Genomic DNA, 17,332 nt, shown 5'->3' with positions numbered 1-17,332 from the left:
CTTGCGCGCGGCCTTCACCCCCGCCGCGGCTTCCTCTCCAGCCACGCCCGCTCGCCCCACGGGCACGCGAACTCGAGCGGCTTCGTCAGGATCCAGAGCACCGGCAGCGGCGGCGGCGCCGGCGGCGTGGGCCCCGCGCCGTCCGTGAAATAGATAACGCCGGAGACCCTGCGCGCCGCCAGGAACTCCGGCGCGAACACAGGCCGCAGGTCGGTCCCGCCGCGGCCGGCCACGTCGCCGAGCCGCCCCTCGAAGGCGTACACGCGCGTCACCTCCGTGTCGCACTCGGCCACGGTGATGCGCGCGACCTCGCTCATCGCCTGGAGCTGCCGGGCGATCTCCTCCAGCTCCTCGCGGCGCATGCTCATCGACGTGTCGATCGCCACGAGCACCGACGGCCTCGCGATCGCCCGGGGCGCGTACGTCCTGCCGGGCACCTCGCCGATGCGGCCCGGGAAGCGCCGGTTGGGCCGCGCGTACGTGTGCACCGGCGCGCGCTCCCTCGCCACGAACATCCGCAGCGCCGTCTTCCAGTCGAGGGGGTGCGCGCGCGGGCCGAGCACGTCGGTGAGCTCCTCGATGAGCCGGCCGGGCGTCTTGCCCGCGAGCAGCAGGCCCGGCACGTCGACGGGGTCGCCGTCGCCCGCGAGCGCGCTCGCCTCCTCGGCGGCGCGCAGCAGGAGCTGCCGCGTCTGCTCCACCGCCCCCGGCTCCCGCGACGGGCGGCGGAGCACGCGGTGGTCGTCGACCGCCTCGCCGCCCCGCTGCGGGAGCTTGCCTTCCCGCGCGGCGTCCACGAGCAGGTCGTAGCGCTCGAGCGTGCTCTGGCCGCCGCGCAGGCCGATCGCGGCGTACGGCTGCCAGCGGATCGGGTCGGGCAGCGGCTCCTCGATGTACTCGTTGGCCGACATCTCGAGGGCGAGGTCCATCAGCTCGGGCTCGTCCGCGCCCGCGAACTTGGGGTGGCAGAGGTGCCCGAGCGCCACGTGGTGCACCTCGTGCAGGAGCACGCCCCGCAGGAACACGGGCTCGTTCATGAACGACTCCACGTTGACGTGGAGGAAGAAGCGGCCCTCGAACATCGAGACAGCCATGCGCTTCACCGACGGGTCCGCGACCGGCGCGAGCCGCGCGAGGATCGCCGCGTAGCAGGGGTACCGCTCCAGGAACCCCGGATCGCGCACGAAGGCGTCGAGCCACGCCGCGAGCGCGTCCTCGGGCACCGCGCCGCGCCCCGCGGTCTCAGGCGCCGGTTTCGCCGTTTCCGGGCCGGGCCCGCCGCCCCCCTGCGCCGGTTTCGCCGTTCCCCGCGCCGGTGCTGCATCGTCCCCCGCCGGCTTCGCGGCGTCCCTGCCGCTGCCCCTCATTGCGGCCGGACCGGCGTGACGCCGTGCTTCTTCAGCGCCCCCGCAAGCCGCAGCGCCCAGCGCTCGGGGAGCTGCGCAAGGAGCTGCCCGAGGCACACCCGCGCCACGTTGCTCCGCCGCACCTCCACGAGCTTCGCCTGCTGCGCGAGGTGCGCCGACAGCGCCGTCACGACGAGGCCGATCCGGTGCTGCCGCAGCGGGTCGGCGCGCCACGCGAGCACCTTCTGCTCGGCGGCGCTGCCCGCGTAGTTCTGGAGCAGCTCCTCGGGCCGGACGTCCACGAGCTGCGTCGCCGTCGCGTTGCCGCCGAGCGCCTCCTGCAGGCGCTCGCGGTGGTCGCCCGGCAGATCCCCGAGCAGCGCCTCGAAGGCGGCCAGCGACAGCTTCCGCTGCGCCGCCAGCACGCCGACCTCGGGCCCCTCGAGCAGCGGCGCGAGCCGCGTTGTCACCTCGTCGAAGCGGTCGGTCTCCCCGCGCTCGCGCGCCGCGCGCAGCGTCTTCCCCGCGGGCGAGGTCGGGCCGTAGTCGGCGAGCAGCGCGCGCAGGTCGAACGGCAGCTTCGTCGACCAGGACTCCTTCGACGCGAGCAGGAGCTCGACCCAGCTCGGGGGCAGGTAGCCGCCGAGCGCGTCGCGCAGCAGCACGCCGTCCCCGAGCTCCTCGGGGCGGAGCGCGCCGAGCACGTGCGACGCGTACGTCCACGTGCGCGGCGGCACGTCCTCCAGGATGCGCTCATGCGCCTGCGCCAGCGCGATCACGCCCGGGTGGATCCCGCTCTCCTGCGCCCAGGCGAGCCACGACGCCCGGTCCGCGCGCACGCTCAGGTTGAGGAACCTCGCCCGGAGCGCGCGATCGAGCGGCGTCACCTGGTAATCGGCGGACTCGGGGTTCACGGCGGCGAAGCACACCCAGCCCGCGGGCAGCTCGTACTCGTGCAGCCGCCGGGCGCTGAGGAGCTGCAGCGCCGGCTGCTGGATGTACCGCTCCGCGCGGTTGAGCTCCTCGAGCATCAGGATGCCCGCGCCGTCCTGGGGCAGCACCGACGGCGCCGCGTAGCCGGTCCGGTTGTCCCGGATGACGGGCAGGCCCACGAGGTCGGGCGGCTCAAGGAGGCTGAGGTCGAGCACGACGGTGGCGATGCCGAGCCGCTCGGCGAGCTGCCGGACGAGCTCGCTCTTACCGATCCCCGTGGGCCCCTCGAGCAGCACCGCGCGCCGGGCGCGGTAGGCGAGCTCGAGCACGGCCTCGAGCCGCGGTCCGACAGGGATGGGCGCGGATCGCCCTTCGAGGAGGCTGGGTGAGGTCGTCGCGGCCGGCCTGCCCGGCGCGTTGCCATCGGTTCTGGGCTTCGTCACGTGACGTCGGTAGAGGAGGTGCGGCGCGGGGGGCGCGAAGAAAAAACGCCGCGGCGCGGGGCCGAGCGGTGCTCGGCGTTCCATGCCCGGCGGGCCTTCGGCGCTCTTGCTGCCGGGTTGACCCGAGCTCTAGCAGCCGCTGCGCGGCCTGTCATTCGCCGGCGGCGAGATAGGCGGCTGCGCGCTCGGGCGTCGACGACGCGGCTCGAGCGCCGGGGACGCGGCTCGAGCGCCGGGGACGCGCTCAGGCGCCGGGGACGCGGCTCGAGCGCCGGGGACGCGCTCAGGCGCCGAGGAGCAGCCCCAGGGTGGTCGCGAGCGCGGCGTCGCTCCACGACGACAGCCCGCGGGGCAGCAGGACGGTCACCTGGTGAGGCTGGCCTCCGCAGCTCCGCGCTCCCTCGTAGTACCGTCCCGATCGGGTGAGATCGTAGCTGCAGCGCCCGATCACGCCGGTGAGCTGTCGGTCGTCCAGCCGGTAGTCGGAGAGGGCGCCGGCCACGACGCCGCGCGCGTGGAGCCCTGTCTCTGCCCGGGTCACCGAGAGCTCCAGCGGCATGCCGCCCACGATGCCGGTAGCGCCCTGGCCTGTCGCGGTGACGCTCACCGCCTGGTTGAACGCGACGCCCCGCACTGCCTGCCCGCCGCGCCCGCTGTCCGAAGGGTACACGCCCAGGGTGACGTCCGGCCCGAGGACGCGCCCCGGCTCGACATCCGCGCTGACGAGCTCGCCCGTGGCGGTGAGCAGGATGAACTCGCCCGGCCCCGCCGCCCCGAAGATGTCCTCGCGAGCAGGGGAGTCGGCGGCCGGCGCCGGCCCGCACGCGGCGCCGAGCGAGAGGAGACAGAGCACAGGGAACAGCCTCATCCGCATCGCAACACCTCCGCGCCGCGCCGGTGCTTCCAACATGGCACCTGCGGCGCGAGCGCGGTAGACGCCTGTCGCGCCCGGACCGCATTCGCTCGATCCGTTCCTGGTCTCACCGGGAAACGATGAGAAATGATGAACCGGGAATCAGGAAGATGAGCCGGGGGGCGGTGGACCCGCGACGGCTACTTGACCGCGCTGCTCGCGGAGCGCGGGGAGCGCGTCCGGGCGGAGCCGTTCGACGCCCTCGAGCTCTCGGTGGGCGTGCTCTTCGGCGACGACGCCGAGGACTGACGCGCTCGTCCCTGGCAGGCCGACAGGCGCGGCGCGCCGGCGCGCACGGCCGGAGCCGCGCGGCCGGCGCTCAGCGCGGCTGCTCGACAGGGGCGCAGGTCGACACGCCGGCTCCGACGATGCGGAAGCCGATGTTGGTCATGTAGGCCGTGTCGATCGATCCGTCGGAGGGGCGATAGCGGCTCACGTTCGTCGTCCGCGACGCGGACTGCGGGGCTGTGTAGAAGTAGAAATCGCCGCCCCAGAACGAGAACGCCCACGCGCTCGGGGTCTCGATACCTCGCAGGGGCGTCGCCTCGATGATGTCGCCGGTCTCCTTGTCGATCTCGGCGAGCTGGACCGGCGAGGTGGTGAAGAAGCCGAAGAGGCGCCCGTCGCCGGTCCCGGTGAGCTCCGCCGACTTGCCCCGCAGCGAGCCGCTGAACTCGCCGACAGGCGTCAGCGACGAGCCGTCGATCCTCCCGAGCCCGATGCCCGGCGTGCTCGTGGTGCCGGCCACGAAGAGCTGCTCCGCCGCCGGGCGCGAGAGGTCGCTCGAGAAGCCCATGCCGAGCCGGGACCACCCGCGCGAGAGCTCGACGGACGTGGATTCGCAGCTCGCGTCCTCGGTGCTGACCTTGAACAGCGTCCCCGCGCTGTCGTCGGGCCGCACGTAGTTGACCCACGCCACCGCATTGCGGTCCACCGCCATCGAGTTCGGATCCATGTTGGTCTGACAACCCAGGACACCGATTCTCGTGAACTCCTTGCGATCGGGCCTGAAGCTGTAGAGCTCGTTGTCCTGTGAGAGCACATACACGAGCTCCGCCCGCTCGATGCACCCGCTCTCGCCTTCCCCGCTCTCCCCGCTCCCGCTGCCCGTGCCGCCCCCGCCGATCCCGGCGCCGCTGCCGAACACGTCGTCCTGGCCGCCTGCGCCGCCTCCGGTCTCGCCGCTCGCGCCGGCCCCCGTGTCGCCCGCGCTCCCCGTGTCGCCGCTGCTCCCCGGGCGCGGGCGGTTGTCCGTGGCGGACGAGCCATCACCGGACGCGCCGCAGCCGCTCGCCGCGAGCGCCATCCAGAAGCACCATCGTGCGATTCGCATATCCGCTCTCCCTTTCGCGTGATTCGGTCTTATAGCGCGCGGAGCGCGCGCCCGGGTACCCGAAGTCACGCCTTTCTTCGGACGGTCGCCGCGCGCGCTCTGCGGGGGACGCAGGCGCACGCCCGTGTCACGTGATGAGCCTCCGCGGCGGGCGGAGTCATCAGGGAACAGCGATGACCTCGTCCGACTGGCAGCAGAAGAACGACGCTCCCTCCGGCGTCACCTCCCCGGTGGCGACTCCGCCCGTCGCAGCGCATGAGCCCGGCTCGTTCTTGATCCACCGGGCATCCATGCTCTCGAACCGCAGGTCCGGCCCCGCGACGCACTTCGGCCCCGCCAGCGTCACCGTCTCTGCGCCGAGGAGCTGCCCGCAAGACGCGTCCTCGTAGGCCGACACGAGCGCGGCGCACGCGCTGTCTTCGAGCGGTCCGCACCCGCACGGCGTGCAGCTCCGCGTGTCGTCGAAGCCCTGGTAGAGCTCGCGCAGCTCGGGGTACTCCTCCGGGCACTTCGGCGCGCCGGAGCGGAGGTAGCGAATGCACATCGCGGAGCCCGTCGGCAGCGGCATGGGCGCCGCCACGCACATCTTGCCGGGCTCTCTGCACGTGTGCTTGGCCGCGGAGCCCGCGCAGCCGCGCGCCCGGGCGCTCCACGGCGCGGGCAGCTCGGGCGGCGCGCCTGCTGGATCGATCGCCGGCGCGCAGCCGCTCACCGTCGGCGCCTCGATGCGCAGCGAGCCGAGCTCGCCCGAGCTCACCGCCGCCGGCGCCGCGCACGCGCCGCTCCACCCCTCGGGCGCGTCGAACGACGTGGGCGCCGCCCCGCCGCACGTCGCCGAGGCGCTCCCGGTCAGCCCTCGCGGCAGCTCGCACGAGGGCTCGGTGCACAGGCACGTCGGGCAGGCGTGCTCGGCGTCGAAGCCGCCGTACCCGTCGAACACGAGCAACGGCGCCTCCGCCGGGCACTCCGGCACAGGCGCCTCCCCGGACACGTCGCTCATCCAGAGCACGATGGGATCGTCGAACCCGAGGGGCGGCGGGGGCAGGCACCCGCCCTCGCACACAACGCACGGGTCGTCGCACTCGTAGAGCTCCAGCCCGTAGCACGGGTCGTCGCACGAATAGAGCTGGACGGCGCCGTTGCTCCAGCAGCCCGCGAAGCTCCCTGCGACGGCGAGCGCGATCACGATCGGATACCTCTTCATGGTCATGACCCTTCTCTGGCGTTGTCTCGGTCCGGCTCTCCGACAGGGGGCCGCCGCGCCGCCCTGATCTCCCGGCGCCGCCTCCCGGACCTCTCCTCGCGCTCCGTCGCGCCGACGCGGCGACCCGACGAGCGCGCGCGACGCCGGCGTCGATCCGGAGCCAGGGAGAGCCCGCACACAGGACTCCCATACTTGGACCAGCGAACGCAGGAAAGCCCGATCTCGCGCGCAGACTCGATGCGTCTCTGCGCATTCCGATCACGTCGGCAGGATTATCAATCTTCGTGCGTGATGCGCAGTGGGCGAGATTCTCGCGCTTGTCGACGGAAGGATCCGTTGACGGGCCAGAGGCCTCCGCGCAGCGCCTGTGCGTCCGCGGCGGAGATCCATCCCGCGCGGCCGGGAGGCGGCTACGCCTGGGACGCCTGCGATCGCTCGAGCGCGTCCACGGCGTCCAGCGCCGGCTGGATCTGCGCGCGATCCTCGTCGGAGAGCGGCGCCTCGCCGATCGCGGCGCGCAGGGCGCGGGCGCGCTCCGCTTCGCCCAGGACGACGGCGAGCTCGAGCCGGGCCGCGAGGGCGCGCGCGCGCTCCAGCGGGGCGGCCGGCGCTTCCCTGGCGAGCGCCACGTCGAGCACCCTGGCGGCCGCGGCGTCGTCGTTCTTGAAGTCGCGCAGCCGCGCCGCCGCGCGCAGCGCCTTGCCCATGTGGGAATTTGACGGGGCGTCGGGCCGCGACCCTGCCGCGCCCTCCTCCTCGTCGTCGTCCGGCGCGCCCTGCTGGATGAAGACGACCGAGTTGCCGGCCACGTCGACAACCGTGAACCGACTCTGCCCCTTCCTCATGCGCGAGATCCGGGGCAGCCCGGCGACAGGCAGCTTGCCGTACGCCTTCCGCAGCCCCTCCGCGAAGGTCTCGTGGAGGGGCTCGACCTCGGGGACGAGCACCAGGCACGTCGTGTACGCCTGCCTCGGGTCCAGCTTCTTCATCCCCATGAAGTGCAGGTGGATGTCGCCGCGGCGCGTGGCCGCGTAGACGTTCGGCGTCGTCTGCCGGTGGGTGACCTCGAACCCGAGGGCGCCGTAGAAGGCCAGCGTCTCGGGCAGCGACACGCAGGGAAGCACGGGAATCATCATCACGTCGCTCATGCGAACAACACCCCTTTCGGTCGGGCTGGCGGGTCTCTCGTCAATCCGGGCGCGCCTGGCCGCGGAAGCGGCGGAAGAACGCGCGCACGTCGCCGATGAACAGGTCGGGCTCCTCCATGGCCGCGAAGGTGCCGCCGCGCTCGAACTCCGACCAGTGCACGATGTTGTTGTCGCGGGCGGCGAACCTGCGAATGGGCGCGATGATGTCCCGCGGGAACACAGCGACGCCGGTCGGCACGGTCGCGGGCCTCACGTCGACGGCGAGATCGGCCTCGTCCGGCGTGTCCGGCGTCTCCACGAACGAGCGGGCCGACGAGCCGGCGGTGTTGGTGAGCCAGTACAGCATCACGTTGGTGAGGATGCGATCGCGATCGATGGCGTCCTCGGGGGTGTCCTTGCAGTCGGTCCACTCCTTGAGCACCCCGACGATCCAGGCGAGCTGGCCGACAGGCGAATCCGAGAGGCCGTAAGCCAGCGTCTGGGGCCGGGTCGACTGGATCTTCTTGTAGCCGTACAGCTCCCGCATGTAGTGGTCGGCCGCCCCGAGCCGGGCCTGCTCGACGTCCGTCAATCCGATGAGCTCTCCGGGGTCTCCGGACGGCCACGAGACGAGCCCGTTCGTGTGAACGCCGATCACGCTGTCGGGGGCGACGATCCCGACCTCGCGCGAGATCCACGTGCCCCAGTCGCCGCCCTGGGCGCCGTAACGTGGGTAGTCGAGCCGGCGCATGAGCTCGACCCAGGCGCCGGCGATCCGGCGGGCGCCCCACCCGGCCTCGCGGGTCGGCCCGGAGAGGCCGTATCCGGGGAGCGAGGGGATGACCAGGTGGAACGCGTCCGCCGGATCGCCGCCGTGGGCGCGAGGGTCGGTGAGCGGGCCGATGACGTCGAGGTACTCCACGACGGAGCTCGGCCATCCGTGCGTCACGATCAGCGGCAGCGCGCCGGGCTCGCGCGAGCGCACGTGGAGGAAATGGATGTTCTGGCCGTCGATCGTCGTCGTGAACTGCGGGTGCTCGTTCAGCCGCGCCTCATGCCGGCGCCAGTCGTAGGCGGTGCGCCAGTGGTCGGCGAGGTCCTTCAGGTACGCGAGCGGGACACCGTACGACCAGTCCGTCGACGGCAGCGAGGGCAGCGCGTCGGGCCAGCGCGCGCGGGCGAGGCGGTCGCGCAGGTCGTCGAGCGCGGCCTGCGGCGTGTCGATGCGGAACGGCCGGATGTCGCTGTCGAGGGGGACGGGCAAGTTCATCCGTACCACGTAACGTACGATGTACGGTCTGTCAACCGGGGGGCGGGTGACGCGAGGAGGTCATGGCGGAGAGCGCAGCGGGAGCGCGACCCGCGCGCGGCAGGGCGCCGCCGTGAGCCACGACGGACCGGTCGCCCCGGAGGGCGATCGCGTCGCCGCTCCGGCGCGCTGTTGCCTGTCATGCGTGCAACCAGAAATCTCAGGATTGAAAGGCGTCAGGGGCAACCTTAGGGCTAACCCCATGAAGTGAGCCGGGCTGGACCTTGGCCCGTCTCCTGCTAATCAGGGTGGACAGAGCGCCTGTGACGGCTTCCCCCCCCGCCGTCGAACGGGCGCTCTGTTTTTGTGCCCTTCGGGCGCCGGCGCACCGCGCGGAGGCGCTCCGGCGCGGGCGCGCCGTGAGCGCGTGTCTCGCGCCGCGCGCGGAGGGCCTCGGAGCGGCCACGCGGATGTCGTCGGCGGCACGGGCGCGCCGCGCCGCCCTGGCTTTCGCCGGGCGGTCGGATTTGCTAACTCCGGGGGCGCCCGTGCGTCTGTTCCTCGTCCCCGGCGGCGCATCAGCGACATCCGCGTGAGATCCCCCAGCGCACTCCTCGCCCTCGCGCTCGCCGTCGCCGCCTGCCTTCGCGCGGGCGAGGCGCGCTCCCAGCCTGAGCCCCGCCCGACCGACGCGGCGCCGTCGCCGCCGGATGCCGCCCAGGCGTCGCCCGCCGCGCACCCCGGCGACCCGCCCCCGGCCGAGCCACCGGCGCCCGCTGTCCCCGCCGAGGCGCCCGCGGCGCCGGCCGGGATCGAGGTGACCGTCGAGGGCAACCGGGCCCCGGCGGGCTCCGTCTCGCTCTCGAGGCGCGACATCCGCGAGCTGCCCGGCGCGCTCGGCGACCCCTACCGCGCCATCGAGGTGCAGCCCGGCGTGACGACCATCGCGAGCGGCATGCCGTACTACTACATCCGCGGCGCGCCCCCGGGGAACATCGGCTACTTCTTCAACGGCATCCAGGTCCCGCTCCTGTTCCACGTGGGCGCCGGCCCGAGCGTCATCCCGGCCTCCATGGTCCAGCGCGTCGAGATGCACCTCGGCCCGTATCCCGCGGACATCGGGCGGCTCGCGGGCGCGGCGATCGAGGCCGAGAGCGCGCCGCCGTCCGACGTCTGGCGCGGGGAGGGGAGCCTCCGGTTCGTCGACCTCGGCGGCGTCGTCGAGGGCCCCATGGACAGGGACACCCACGTCCTCGTCGGCGGCCACTACGCCGCCGGCGCCGCGCTCGCCTCCGCGCTCGTGCCGAGCGTCGACGTGGGCTACGCCGACTACCAGGCCCGCATCGTCAACCGGCTCGGGCCCGAGGAGCGCTTCACCGTCCTCGCGTTCGGCGCGTACGACTACCTCGCCAGCATCGACGAGGACGCCGGCGCCGGGGGGCGGAACGTCCTCCTCGACAGCGACTTCCACCGCCTCGACCTGCGCTACGACCGCGACGAGGCCGCCTCCGGCGCGCGCGTGCGCGCCGCGCTCACCTTCGGGCTCGACCAGTCGCGCGGGGTCGGCGTGGAGAGCGCGCGGGCCTGGAAGGTCAACGCGCGGCTGAGCCTGGCCCGGCCCCTCCTCGGCGGGCGCGCGCTCCTGCGCGCCGGCGTCGACGCCGCCGTCGACAGCTACGACATCACGCCGCGCCCCGCCGGGGCGGACGGCGAGCCCGACGACGTTCCCGCCGAGGGGACGGCGCAGCTCGACGAGAGCTTCCCCGAGCTCTTCCGCAGCCGGCTCGACCTCGCGCTCGGCGCGTGGGCCGACGCGCTCCTCGTGCTCGACGAGCGGTCGACCATCACCCCCGGCGTGCGCGTGGACCACTACACCTCCCTCGGCGCGACAGCGGTCGCCGTGGACCCGAGGATCGTGGGCCGCTTCGGGATCGGCGAGCACGTGCGGCTCATCCCGGCGTTCGGGCTCGCCTCGCAGCTCCCCGGCCTCGCCCCGCTGCCGGCGCTCCAGATCGGCGGCATCCCGGGCGGCCTCCAGCGCAGCCTGCAGTCGAGCTTCGGCGTCGAGGCGAACGCCGGCCCCGTCAATTTCAGCGCCACGGTGTTCCGGCAGGTGACCCTCGGCCTGAGCGACCCGATCGGCACCGGCCGCGGCACGAACCTCAGCACGGAGCGCTTCCTCGCGCGCAGCGTCGGCGACACCTACGGCCTGGAGCTCGGCGCGCGCGGCGCGCTCCGCCGCGACATGTTCTTCCTCGCGTCGTACACGCTGTCGCGCTCCACGCGCACGCGGGAGCAGCGGACGATCCCCTCCGCCTACGACAGGACGCACGTCGCGCACGTCGCGCTGCTCTACGACCTCGGCAAGGGCTGGCGCGGCGGCATCCGCCACGTCTTCTACACCGGCTTTCCGGCCGACGAGATCACCCCGGGCCGCCCCGCGCGCGAGGACCCGGACCGCATCCAGCCGTTCTACAGGCTCGACGTGCGCGTGTCGAAGCGCTGGGCCCTGAGCGAGCGCAGCTACCTCGGCCTCGTGTTCGACCTGCAGAACGCGACGCTCACGAAGGAGGTGTTCGACGTGAGCTGCGACGACAGCGGGTGCACGCCGCAGACGATCGGGCCGATCACGATGCCGGGGCTCGCGATCGAGGGCGGGTTCTGAGGGAGCTCCCGATCTGCGGCGCGGTGCTCGAGGCGGCGCGCGTCCCCTCCGGCGCTCGGCGGTGACCAGGCGGGGCCGGGCGCCCGGGCCGGCGGCTCACCTGTGGAGCACCTCGAAGAGCTGCTCCAGCATGCGGTAGGTCAGCCCCCAGACGACCCGCTCGTCCACGAGCAGGCAGGGCAGCTGGACGACGTTCCCCTCGTGCGTGTACGCGTAGGTCGACGCGCGCTCGCCGCGCGCCAGCGGCCCGAGCGGCGTCCAGAGCGCCTCGGCGACCTCGTTGCTCAGGGTGAGCTCCGGCGTGGAGCGCAGCGCGAAGACGAACGGGGAGATGATCAGCCCGACGCGCCGCCCGCGCGCGACAGCGGGGAGATCCGGCAGGCGGGCGAGCAGGGTGCCGCGCGCCTCGAGGTCGATCCCGACCTCCTCGCGCGTCTCGCGGATCGCTGTGTCGAGCAGGCTCGCGTCCGTCGCGTCGCGCCGCCCGCCCGGGAGCGCCATGTGCCCGGACCACGGGTCGCGCGGGTGCTCGGCCCGGCGGATCAGGAGGAGCTCGGCCTCGCCGGGATCCCCGTCGCCCATGGGCTCCCGCGCCGTCCCCGGCGCCCCCGCCGGCGCCCTCAGGATCGCGGCGACGGCGGCCTGGCGCTCCTGCGTGAGCGCGTCGAGCGCTGCCTCGCGCCCGGCGAGGCGGGCCATGATCGCGGCGAGGTCGTAGGAGCGGAGCACGGCGTAGAGGATAGCATAGGAGCTACAGGCACTTACGTGCCGAGCTCTGCGGGCGGGGGTGGCCTCCGGCGACGGGCTGCGGGAGGCGCGCCGGGTGACGGGCAAGAAGGTCCCGGCGACCGACGGCGGGCGACCCGGAGATGATGGGCGACCGGCCGGCGAGGCGCTACCGCCGGCGCTGCTCCGCGCCAACGCTGTCCCACAGGTCGCAGAGGTCCGTCCTCAGCCCGGATTGCGCGGAGATGGTCATATCGAGGACGAGGTGCTCGTCCGTCTCCGCGTCGTACTTCGGCCACGCCACGGCGTCGCCGCCGTTCGGGTCGCCGCTCTCCGCGTGGCGCGACCAGTACCCCCCGATCGCGCGCGACAGATCGAGCTCTTCCTCGGTCAGCGGGGCGGGCAGGAGCGTCCCCGGGGTGCCGAACACATACCGGATCTCGGCCGAATGGAAGGCCCCGAGATCGCCGAACAGCGAGTCCTCGGGCGCGTGGGTGAAGTGATAAAGGTACGTGTCCACGCCGGCCTCCGCGATCGCGCGCGCGGCCCGCCGCGTCGGGCACACGAAGAAATAGTCGCCCAGCGCCGCGGTCGCCGCCTCCTGCGCCGAGCCGTACGTGTCGCTCGGGTAGCCGGCCGCCACCTCCTCGCCGCGGCCGGGGGCGAGGCGCTCGGCGAAGGCCAGGAAGGCGGCGTCGTCGGCTATCGTCGTGCCGCCCGCCGCGACGAACACCGTGCCCTCGTCGGCGTTGCTGCCGAGGATCGTCGGCACCTTCTCGAAGGTCCCGGCCTCGAGGAGCTTGCCCGGCACGTCGGGGAGGTTCCAGCCGTCGATGACAGGGAACCAGCGCGGGCCGTCGCCGATGAGGATGTCGGCGGCCGGCGGGAGCGCGGTCGTGACCTCCTCGGCCGACTTCTCGCGCAGGCAGTCGAGCACGGCGGGCGCGTCGCTGCAGCCGAGCGCCTCGACGAGCGTCTCCCCCTGCGCGACGGCCGTCTCCTCGGGGACGACGACATCGCACGGCCCGCTCTCGATGATCGCGCGCTGGAACAGGCCCTGGCTCTCCGGCGACACCAGGTGCGCGCAGATGCTGATGCCGCCGGCGGACTCGCCGAAGACGGTGACCTTGCCCGGATCGCCGCCGAACGCGCCGATGTTGGCCTTGACCCACGCGAACGCGGCGCGCTGGTCCTCGAGGCCGTAGTTGCCCGTCGCGGGGTGATCGGGATCCTCCTCTTTGAGCTCCGGGAGGGCGAGGAACCCGAGCGGGCCGAGGCGGTAATTGAAGGTGACGACCACCGAGCCTGTCGTCTCGGACAGGCGCTGGCCGTCGTACTCGGGCAGGCCGCCGCTCCCGACCTCGAAGGCGCCGCCGTAGATCCACACGAGGACGGGCAGGGACGAGGACGCCGGGCGCTCGGGGGTCCAGACGTTCACTGTGAGGCAATCCTCGCTCGAGCTCGGGTCGAAGCCCGGCGTGAGCATCATCGACTGCGCGCAGGCGGGGCCCAGCTCGGTCGCCTTCAGCGCCTCGGTCCACCCCTCGTGGGGCGCGGGCGGCTTCCAGCGCAGCTCCCCGAGGGGCGGCGCGGCGAACGGGATGCCGAGGAAGGTGCGCGTCGAGCCGACGAGCGCGCCCTCCACAGGACCCTTGTCGGTCTGGACGAGCGGGGAAGCAGGCTCGTCGCTGCCGCCGGCGCCGCCGCTACCGCCGTCACCGCCGTCACCGCCGTCACCGCCGCTACCGACGGCGCCGCCGCTGCCGCCGGCGCCGCCGCTGCCCGCAGGGTCGGACTCGCCCGAGCCGCAGGCCGCGGCGAGCAGGCCAAGAAGAAGGGTACACGACAGCGAGAATCGAATAGGCATGATCGTCTCCGTGAGATTCAAGTCGAGGGGCCGCCGATTGAACCACGGAGCGCGTCCGCTGAGGGGCCCGGCGCGCTCGCGCGGCGCGCGCCGGCGTCAGCCGCCTTGCCGGCGGGCCGCGGCGGCCTGCGCGACGCTGGCGACGAGGCGCCGCACCTCGGCCGCGTTTACGGGCTTTGTCAGGTGGTGGTCGAACCCCGCCTCCCGGGCCTGCCGCCTGTCGTCCTCGGCCCCCCAGCCGGTGAGCGCCACGAGGACGAGCCCGGCGAAGCCCGGCTCTGCCCGCAGCCGCCGGGCCACCTCGTACCCGCTCATGCCCGGCAGGCCGATGTCCAGGAACACGACGTCCGCGCCGAGCTCCCGCGCCGCCGTCAGCGCCTCGGGGCCTGTGTGGACCTCCTGGGTGCGATGCCCGGCCATCCGGAGGAGCAAGGCCAGGCTCTCCGCCCCGTCGACGTTGTCGTCCACGACGAGGATCCGGAGCGCGGCCGCGGCGTCGCGCCCCGCCGGACCCGGCGACGAGCGCCTCGGCGCGGGCTCCTCGGCCGCGGCGAGCGGGAGCCGGACGGTGAACGTCGACCCGCGGCCAGGACCCTCGCTCTCGGCGTGGACCGTCCCGCCGTGCAGCTCGACCAGCCGCCGGACGAGCGTCAACCCGATCCCGAGCCCGCCCTGCGCCCTGTCGATCGACCGGACCACCTGGGTGAACATGTCGAACACCTTCGGCAGCATGTCGGCGGAGATGCCGACCCCGTTGTCCACCACCCGGACGGCCACGCCGGCGCCCTCGCGCTGGGCGGCGAGCCGGATGACGCCGCCCCCGGGCGTGTACTTGGCCGCGTTGTTGAGCAGGTTCGCGAACACCTGGGCCAGCCGGGTCGGGTCCGCGTCCAGCAGCAGCGGCTCCGCCGGGAGCCGGACCGCGAGCTCGTGCGCGGCGGCCTCGATCAGGGGCCGGCTCGTCTCCAGGGCGCCGTTCAGGACCGACCGGAGATCGACCCGCTCCCGCCGCAGCTCGACCTTGCCGCTGGTGATCCGGGACACGTCGAGCAGGTCGTCGACCATCCGGACCATGTGCCCGACCTGCCGCTCCATCATGTCGAGGATCTTCCGGGCCTGCTCCGCGCTCCCGGCGACCTGGAGGATCTCGAGGCCCGTCCGGATCGGGGCGAGCGGATTGCGCAGCTCGTGGGCGAGGGTGGCGAGGAACTCGTCCTTCCGCCGGTCCTGGTCGCGGAGCTGGTCGTACAGCCGGGCGTTCTCGATCGCGACGGACGCGATGTGGGCGAGCTGGACGAGGATGGCCTCGTCGCTCTCGGTGAACTCCCCGTCGTGCTTGTCGGTGAGCTGGATGAGGCCGAGGTTCTCCCCGCTCCGGCCGGTGAACGGCGCGGCAAGCCAGCCCCGCATCGGCGGGTGCCGGTCCTCCACCTCGCCGCCGAAGCCCCGCCACGCCGGGTGCGCCTCGAGCGCTGCCTGGGTGAGCCGCATCGGGCCGTTCGTCTCGCAGACCGCCGCGTTCGTCCCCGCGCCGCTGGACGGGACCTGGTGATCGCGCCAGCGCTCGTATTTGTCCGACATCGACACGGTGGTGCCCGCCTGCGACCCGTCGTCGCCGGCCAGGCTGGCGACCGCCTGGTGCGCCCCGATGAGGCGCCGGGCCTGCTCGGTGATCCCCTGGAGCACGCTGTCCAGCGAGCCGGACGCGTGGATGGTGAGCGCGGCGTCGGCCACCTGGCGGAGGAGCCGACCCTGCTCCCGCTCCCGATCGAGCAGCTTCGCGAGCTGCTCTTCGTCGCGCTTGCGGTCGGTGATGTCGATCGTCACCCCGTCGAACCGCCGGGGGGTGCCGTCCGGCGCGTAAGCCGTCCCGCCCAGGGCCCGGATCCACTTGAGCGCCCCGGTGGCCGGATCGACCGTCCGGTAGTCCACGTTGTACGGGCTCCGCTCGCGGATCGACGCCGCCATGGCACGCCGCGTCGGCTCCCGGTCGTCCGGGTGCAGGCGGTCGTAGAATGTATGGATGCTGATCTCGGTGTTGCTGGGGAACCAGAAGTGGTCCTTCACCCGGTCGTCCCAGATCAGCTTGTCGAACGGCAGGTCGCAGTACCAGAAGCCGACCCCGGACAGCCGGACCGCGTAGTCGAGCCGCTCGTCGCGCTCCCGCACCCCGCGGGCCGCGCGGGCCCGCTCGATGGCCTCCCAGCAGCGGCCCACGATGAGCCCGACGAGCCCCACCTCGTCGGGCGTCCAGCGCCGCGGCGTCTTCTGGTGGACGGCCATCGCGGCGGTGAACTTGCCGGCCTTGTGCAGCGGGACGCAGATGACCGCCTGGATCTTCGTCGCCCTGTAGGCCGTGAGGTCCTGTCCGGCGCGCGGGTCGGCGTCGACGTCGTCCATCACGTACGGCGCGTTCGCGAACATGCACCGCACCAGCTCGGGCCCGAAATCGGCGACCGGCCACCGGCCGACGATGCTCGGGACGCCCCGCGTGTAGTCGCCCGTGATGACGTAGACGCGCTCGTCCTCGACCTCGGCGTAGGCGCACCGGTCCGCCCCGAGGTGCTCGGCGAGCATGCGCGCCGTGACGGCCATGACCTCGTCGGGGTCGGAGAGCGGCTGGGTGGCGGCGGCGAGGTTGGCCAGGAACCGGTGCCGGCCCTCGCTCTCGCGCAGCGCCTCGGCCGCCCGCCACGCGTCCCGTGCCTGGCCGAGGGCGCGGACGGCGCTGGCGGCGAACCGCGACAGGCTGGAGACGAGCCGGGCGTCCTCCGCGTCGAACTTCCGCTCCTCGGTGTGGGCGATGACCCAGACCGTGCCGATCGGCGTGTCGTTGTCGTGGAAAGGTACGGTCAGCGCCTCGACGACCGCCGGCTGGATGGAGGCGTCCGCCGTGAAGTGGCGGGCGGGGTGAAGGAAGAGGAGCGTCGTGTTGCGATCGAGGACGGTGCCGCAGAGGCTCGGTCTCCGGGGCATCGCGCCGCCGAGGTTGTGCGCGAACGCCCCGGCGATGCCGCGCCACCGGAACACCTGTCCGCCCTCCCCGTCGTCCTCGAGCACGCTGATGCCCGCCGAGTCGGCCCGGCAGAGCTCGAGGAGCAGCGACGCCAGCCTCGGGAGGACGTCCTCGAGGTGCCCGGCCATCGCCGTGGCGAGGGCGAGCAGGGCCCGGTTCTCGGCCGCGTGGTCGGGCAGCCGGGCCGGGCGGTGCGCCAGCTCCTCGGTCCTCAGTACACCCTCGAGCCCGACCGCTTCCGGCTCGGCCGCCTCCCCGGCCGGTGCTCGATCCCGGAGGTCGAAGGGGGGTGGCTGCGCGTGCATACCTCGTCGGAACCTTGCGGATTCGAAGGGGGCCCAGGGTACTGGACCCGTTGGCCCGACGCAAAGCGCGGCCGGAATCTGTGTGGGCAAGTGTGGGGCGCGCCCGGGTGATGGGCTGTGTCGTCCGGGAGGCTCTTTGCGCCGCGCGGCTCGGCTGTCCAGCCGGTGTTCTTTTCCTTCTTGCGCGTGCTCGCGCGCTCGACTC

The 17,332-nt window shown here is 73.5% G+C and carries 11 protein-coding genes; 1 reads left to right on the top strand and 10 read right to left on the bottom strand.

Annotation, left to right across the window (positions count from 1 at the left end; all coding sequences use genetic code 11):
* Positions 1-14 precede the first annotated feature (14 nt).
* From WMF42_RS23825 to WMF42_RS23795, 7 genes are all read right to left on the bottom strand, one after another.
* Complete coding sequence (locus WMF42_RS23825; RefSeq protein WP_437684905.1) at positions 15-1,223, bottom strand: vWA domain-containing protein; 1,209 nt, start codon at positions 1,221-1,223, stop codon at positions 15-17.
* Between the two features lie 140 nt (positions 1,224-1,363).
* Entirely contained in the window at positions 1,364-2,722 is a 1,359-nt protein-coding gene (locus tag WMF42_RS23820; protein ID WP_437684903.1) for an AAA family ATPase, read from the bottom strand.
* Positions 2,723-3,005: 283 nt separating this feature from the next.
* The gene (locus WMF42_RS23815) at positions 3,006-3,590 is read right to left on the bottom strand and encodes a hypothetical protein (RefSeq protein WP_437684901.1); all 585 of its coding nucleotides are present in this window, start codon (positions 3,588-3,590) and stop codon (positions 3,006-3,008) included.
* A gap of 364 nt (positions 3,591-3,954) precedes the next feature.
* Positions 3,955-4,968, bottom strand: coding sequence for a hypothetical protein (locus WMF42_RS23810; RefSeq protein WP_437684900.1), 1,014 nt, complete (start codon positions 4,966-4,968; stop codon positions 3,955-3,957).
* Between the two features lie 160 nt (positions 4,969-5,128).
* Positions 5,129-6,172 carry a hypothetical protein gene (locus WMF42_RS23805; protein ID WP_437684898.1) on the bottom strand — a complete coding sequence of 348 codons (1,044 nt, stop codon included), beginning with the start codon at positions 6,170-6,172 and terminating at the stop codon, positions 5,129-5,131.
* Positions 6,173-6,582: 410 nt separating this feature from the next.
* Complete coding sequence (locus tag WMF42_RS23800) at positions 6,583-7,320, bottom strand: hypothetical protein (RefSeq protein WP_437684896.1); 738 nt, start codon at positions 7,318-7,320, stop codon at positions 6,583-6,585.
* 40 nt (positions 7,321-7,360) lie between these two features.
* Positions 7,361-8,569, bottom strand: a complete 1,209-nt coding sequence (locus tag WMF42_RS23795) for an epoxide hydrolase family protein (RefSeq protein ID WP_061607792.1) — start codon at positions 8,567-8,569, stop codon at positions 7,361-7,363.
* 571 nt (positions 8,570-9,140) lie between these two features.
* Between WMF42_RS23795 and WMF42_RS23790 the strand changes: the two genes are divergently transcribed.
* Positions 9,141-11,213, top strand: a complete 2,073-nt coding sequence (locus tag WMF42_RS23790; protein ID WP_437684894.1) for a TonB-dependent receptor plug domain-containing protein — start codon at positions 9,141-9,143, stop codon at positions 11,211-11,213.
* A gap of 96 nt (positions 11,214-11,309) precedes the next feature.
* Here WMF42_RS23790 and WMF42_RS23785 read toward each other — a convergent pair whose 3' ends face one another.
* The 3 genes from WMF42_RS23785 to WMF42_RS23775 all read right to left on the bottom strand — a co-directional run bounded on the left by WMF42_RS23785 (position 11,310) and on the right by WMF42_RS23775 (position 17,127).
* On the bottom strand, positions 11,310-11,942 hold the full coding sequence (locus WMF42_RS23785) for an NUDIX hydrolase (RefSeq protein ID WP_061606201.1): 633 nt from the start codon (positions 11,940-11,942) through the stop codon (positions 11,310-11,312).
* A gap of 166 nt (positions 11,943-12,108) precedes the next feature.
* Positions 12,109-13,806 carry a carboxylesterase/lipase family protein gene (locus WMF42_RS23780; RefSeq protein ID WP_437684892.1) on the bottom strand — a complete coding sequence of 566 codons (1,698 nt, stop codon included), beginning with the start codon at positions 13,804-13,806 and terminating at the stop codon, positions 12,109-12,111.
* 96 nt (positions 13,807-13,902) lie between these two features.
* Positions 13,903-17,127, bottom strand: a complete 3,225-nt coding sequence (locus WMF42_RS23775) for a GAF domain-containing protein (RefSeq protein WP_437684890.1) — start codon at positions 17,125-17,127, stop codon at positions 13,903-13,905.
* Positions 17,128-17,332 lie beyond the last annotated feature (205 nt).

The organism is Sorangium sp. So ce176, from assembly GCF_051519835.1.
In the GTDB taxonomy this organism is placed as follows: domain Bacteria; phylum Myxococcota_A; class Polyangia; order Polyangiales; family Polyangiaceae; genus Sorangium; species Sorangium cellulosum_G.
The sequence above is the reverse complement of the archived record's forward strand: the minus strand, read 5'-3'. Positions and strand labels throughout refer to the sequence as shown.

Bases quoted from the DNA above. Each gene is read 5' to 3' on its own strand.
- WMF42_RS23815 (WP_437684901.1), bottom strand. From the start codon at position 3,590: ATGAGGCTGTTCCCTGTGCTCTGTCTCCTCTCGCTCGGCGCCGCGTGC.
- WMF42_RS23810 (WP_437684900.1), bottom strand. From the start codon at position 4,968: ATGCGAATCGCACGATGGTGCTTCTGGATGGCGCTCGCGGCGAGCGGC.
- WMF42_RS23805 (WP_437684898.1), bottom strand. From the start codon at position 6,172: ATGAAGAGGTATCCGATCGTGATCGCGCTCGCCGTCGCAGGGAGCTTC.
- WMF42_RS23800 (WP_437684896.1), bottom strand. From the start codon at position 7,320: ATGAGCGACGTGATGATGATTCCCGTGCTTCCCTGCGTGTCGCTGCCC.
- WMF42_RS23795 (WP_061607792.1), bottom strand. From the start codon at position 8,569: ATGAACTTGCCCGTCCCCCTCGACAGCGACATCCGGCCGTTCCGCATC.
- WMF42_RS23780 (WP_437684892.1), bottom strand. From the start codon at position 13,806: ATGCCTATTCGATTCTCGCTGTCGTGTACCCTTCTTCTTGGCCTGCTC.
- WMF42_RS23775 (WP_437684890.1), bottom strand. From the start codon at position 17,127: ATGCACGCGCAGCCACCCCCCTTCGACCTCCGGGATCGAGCACCGGCC.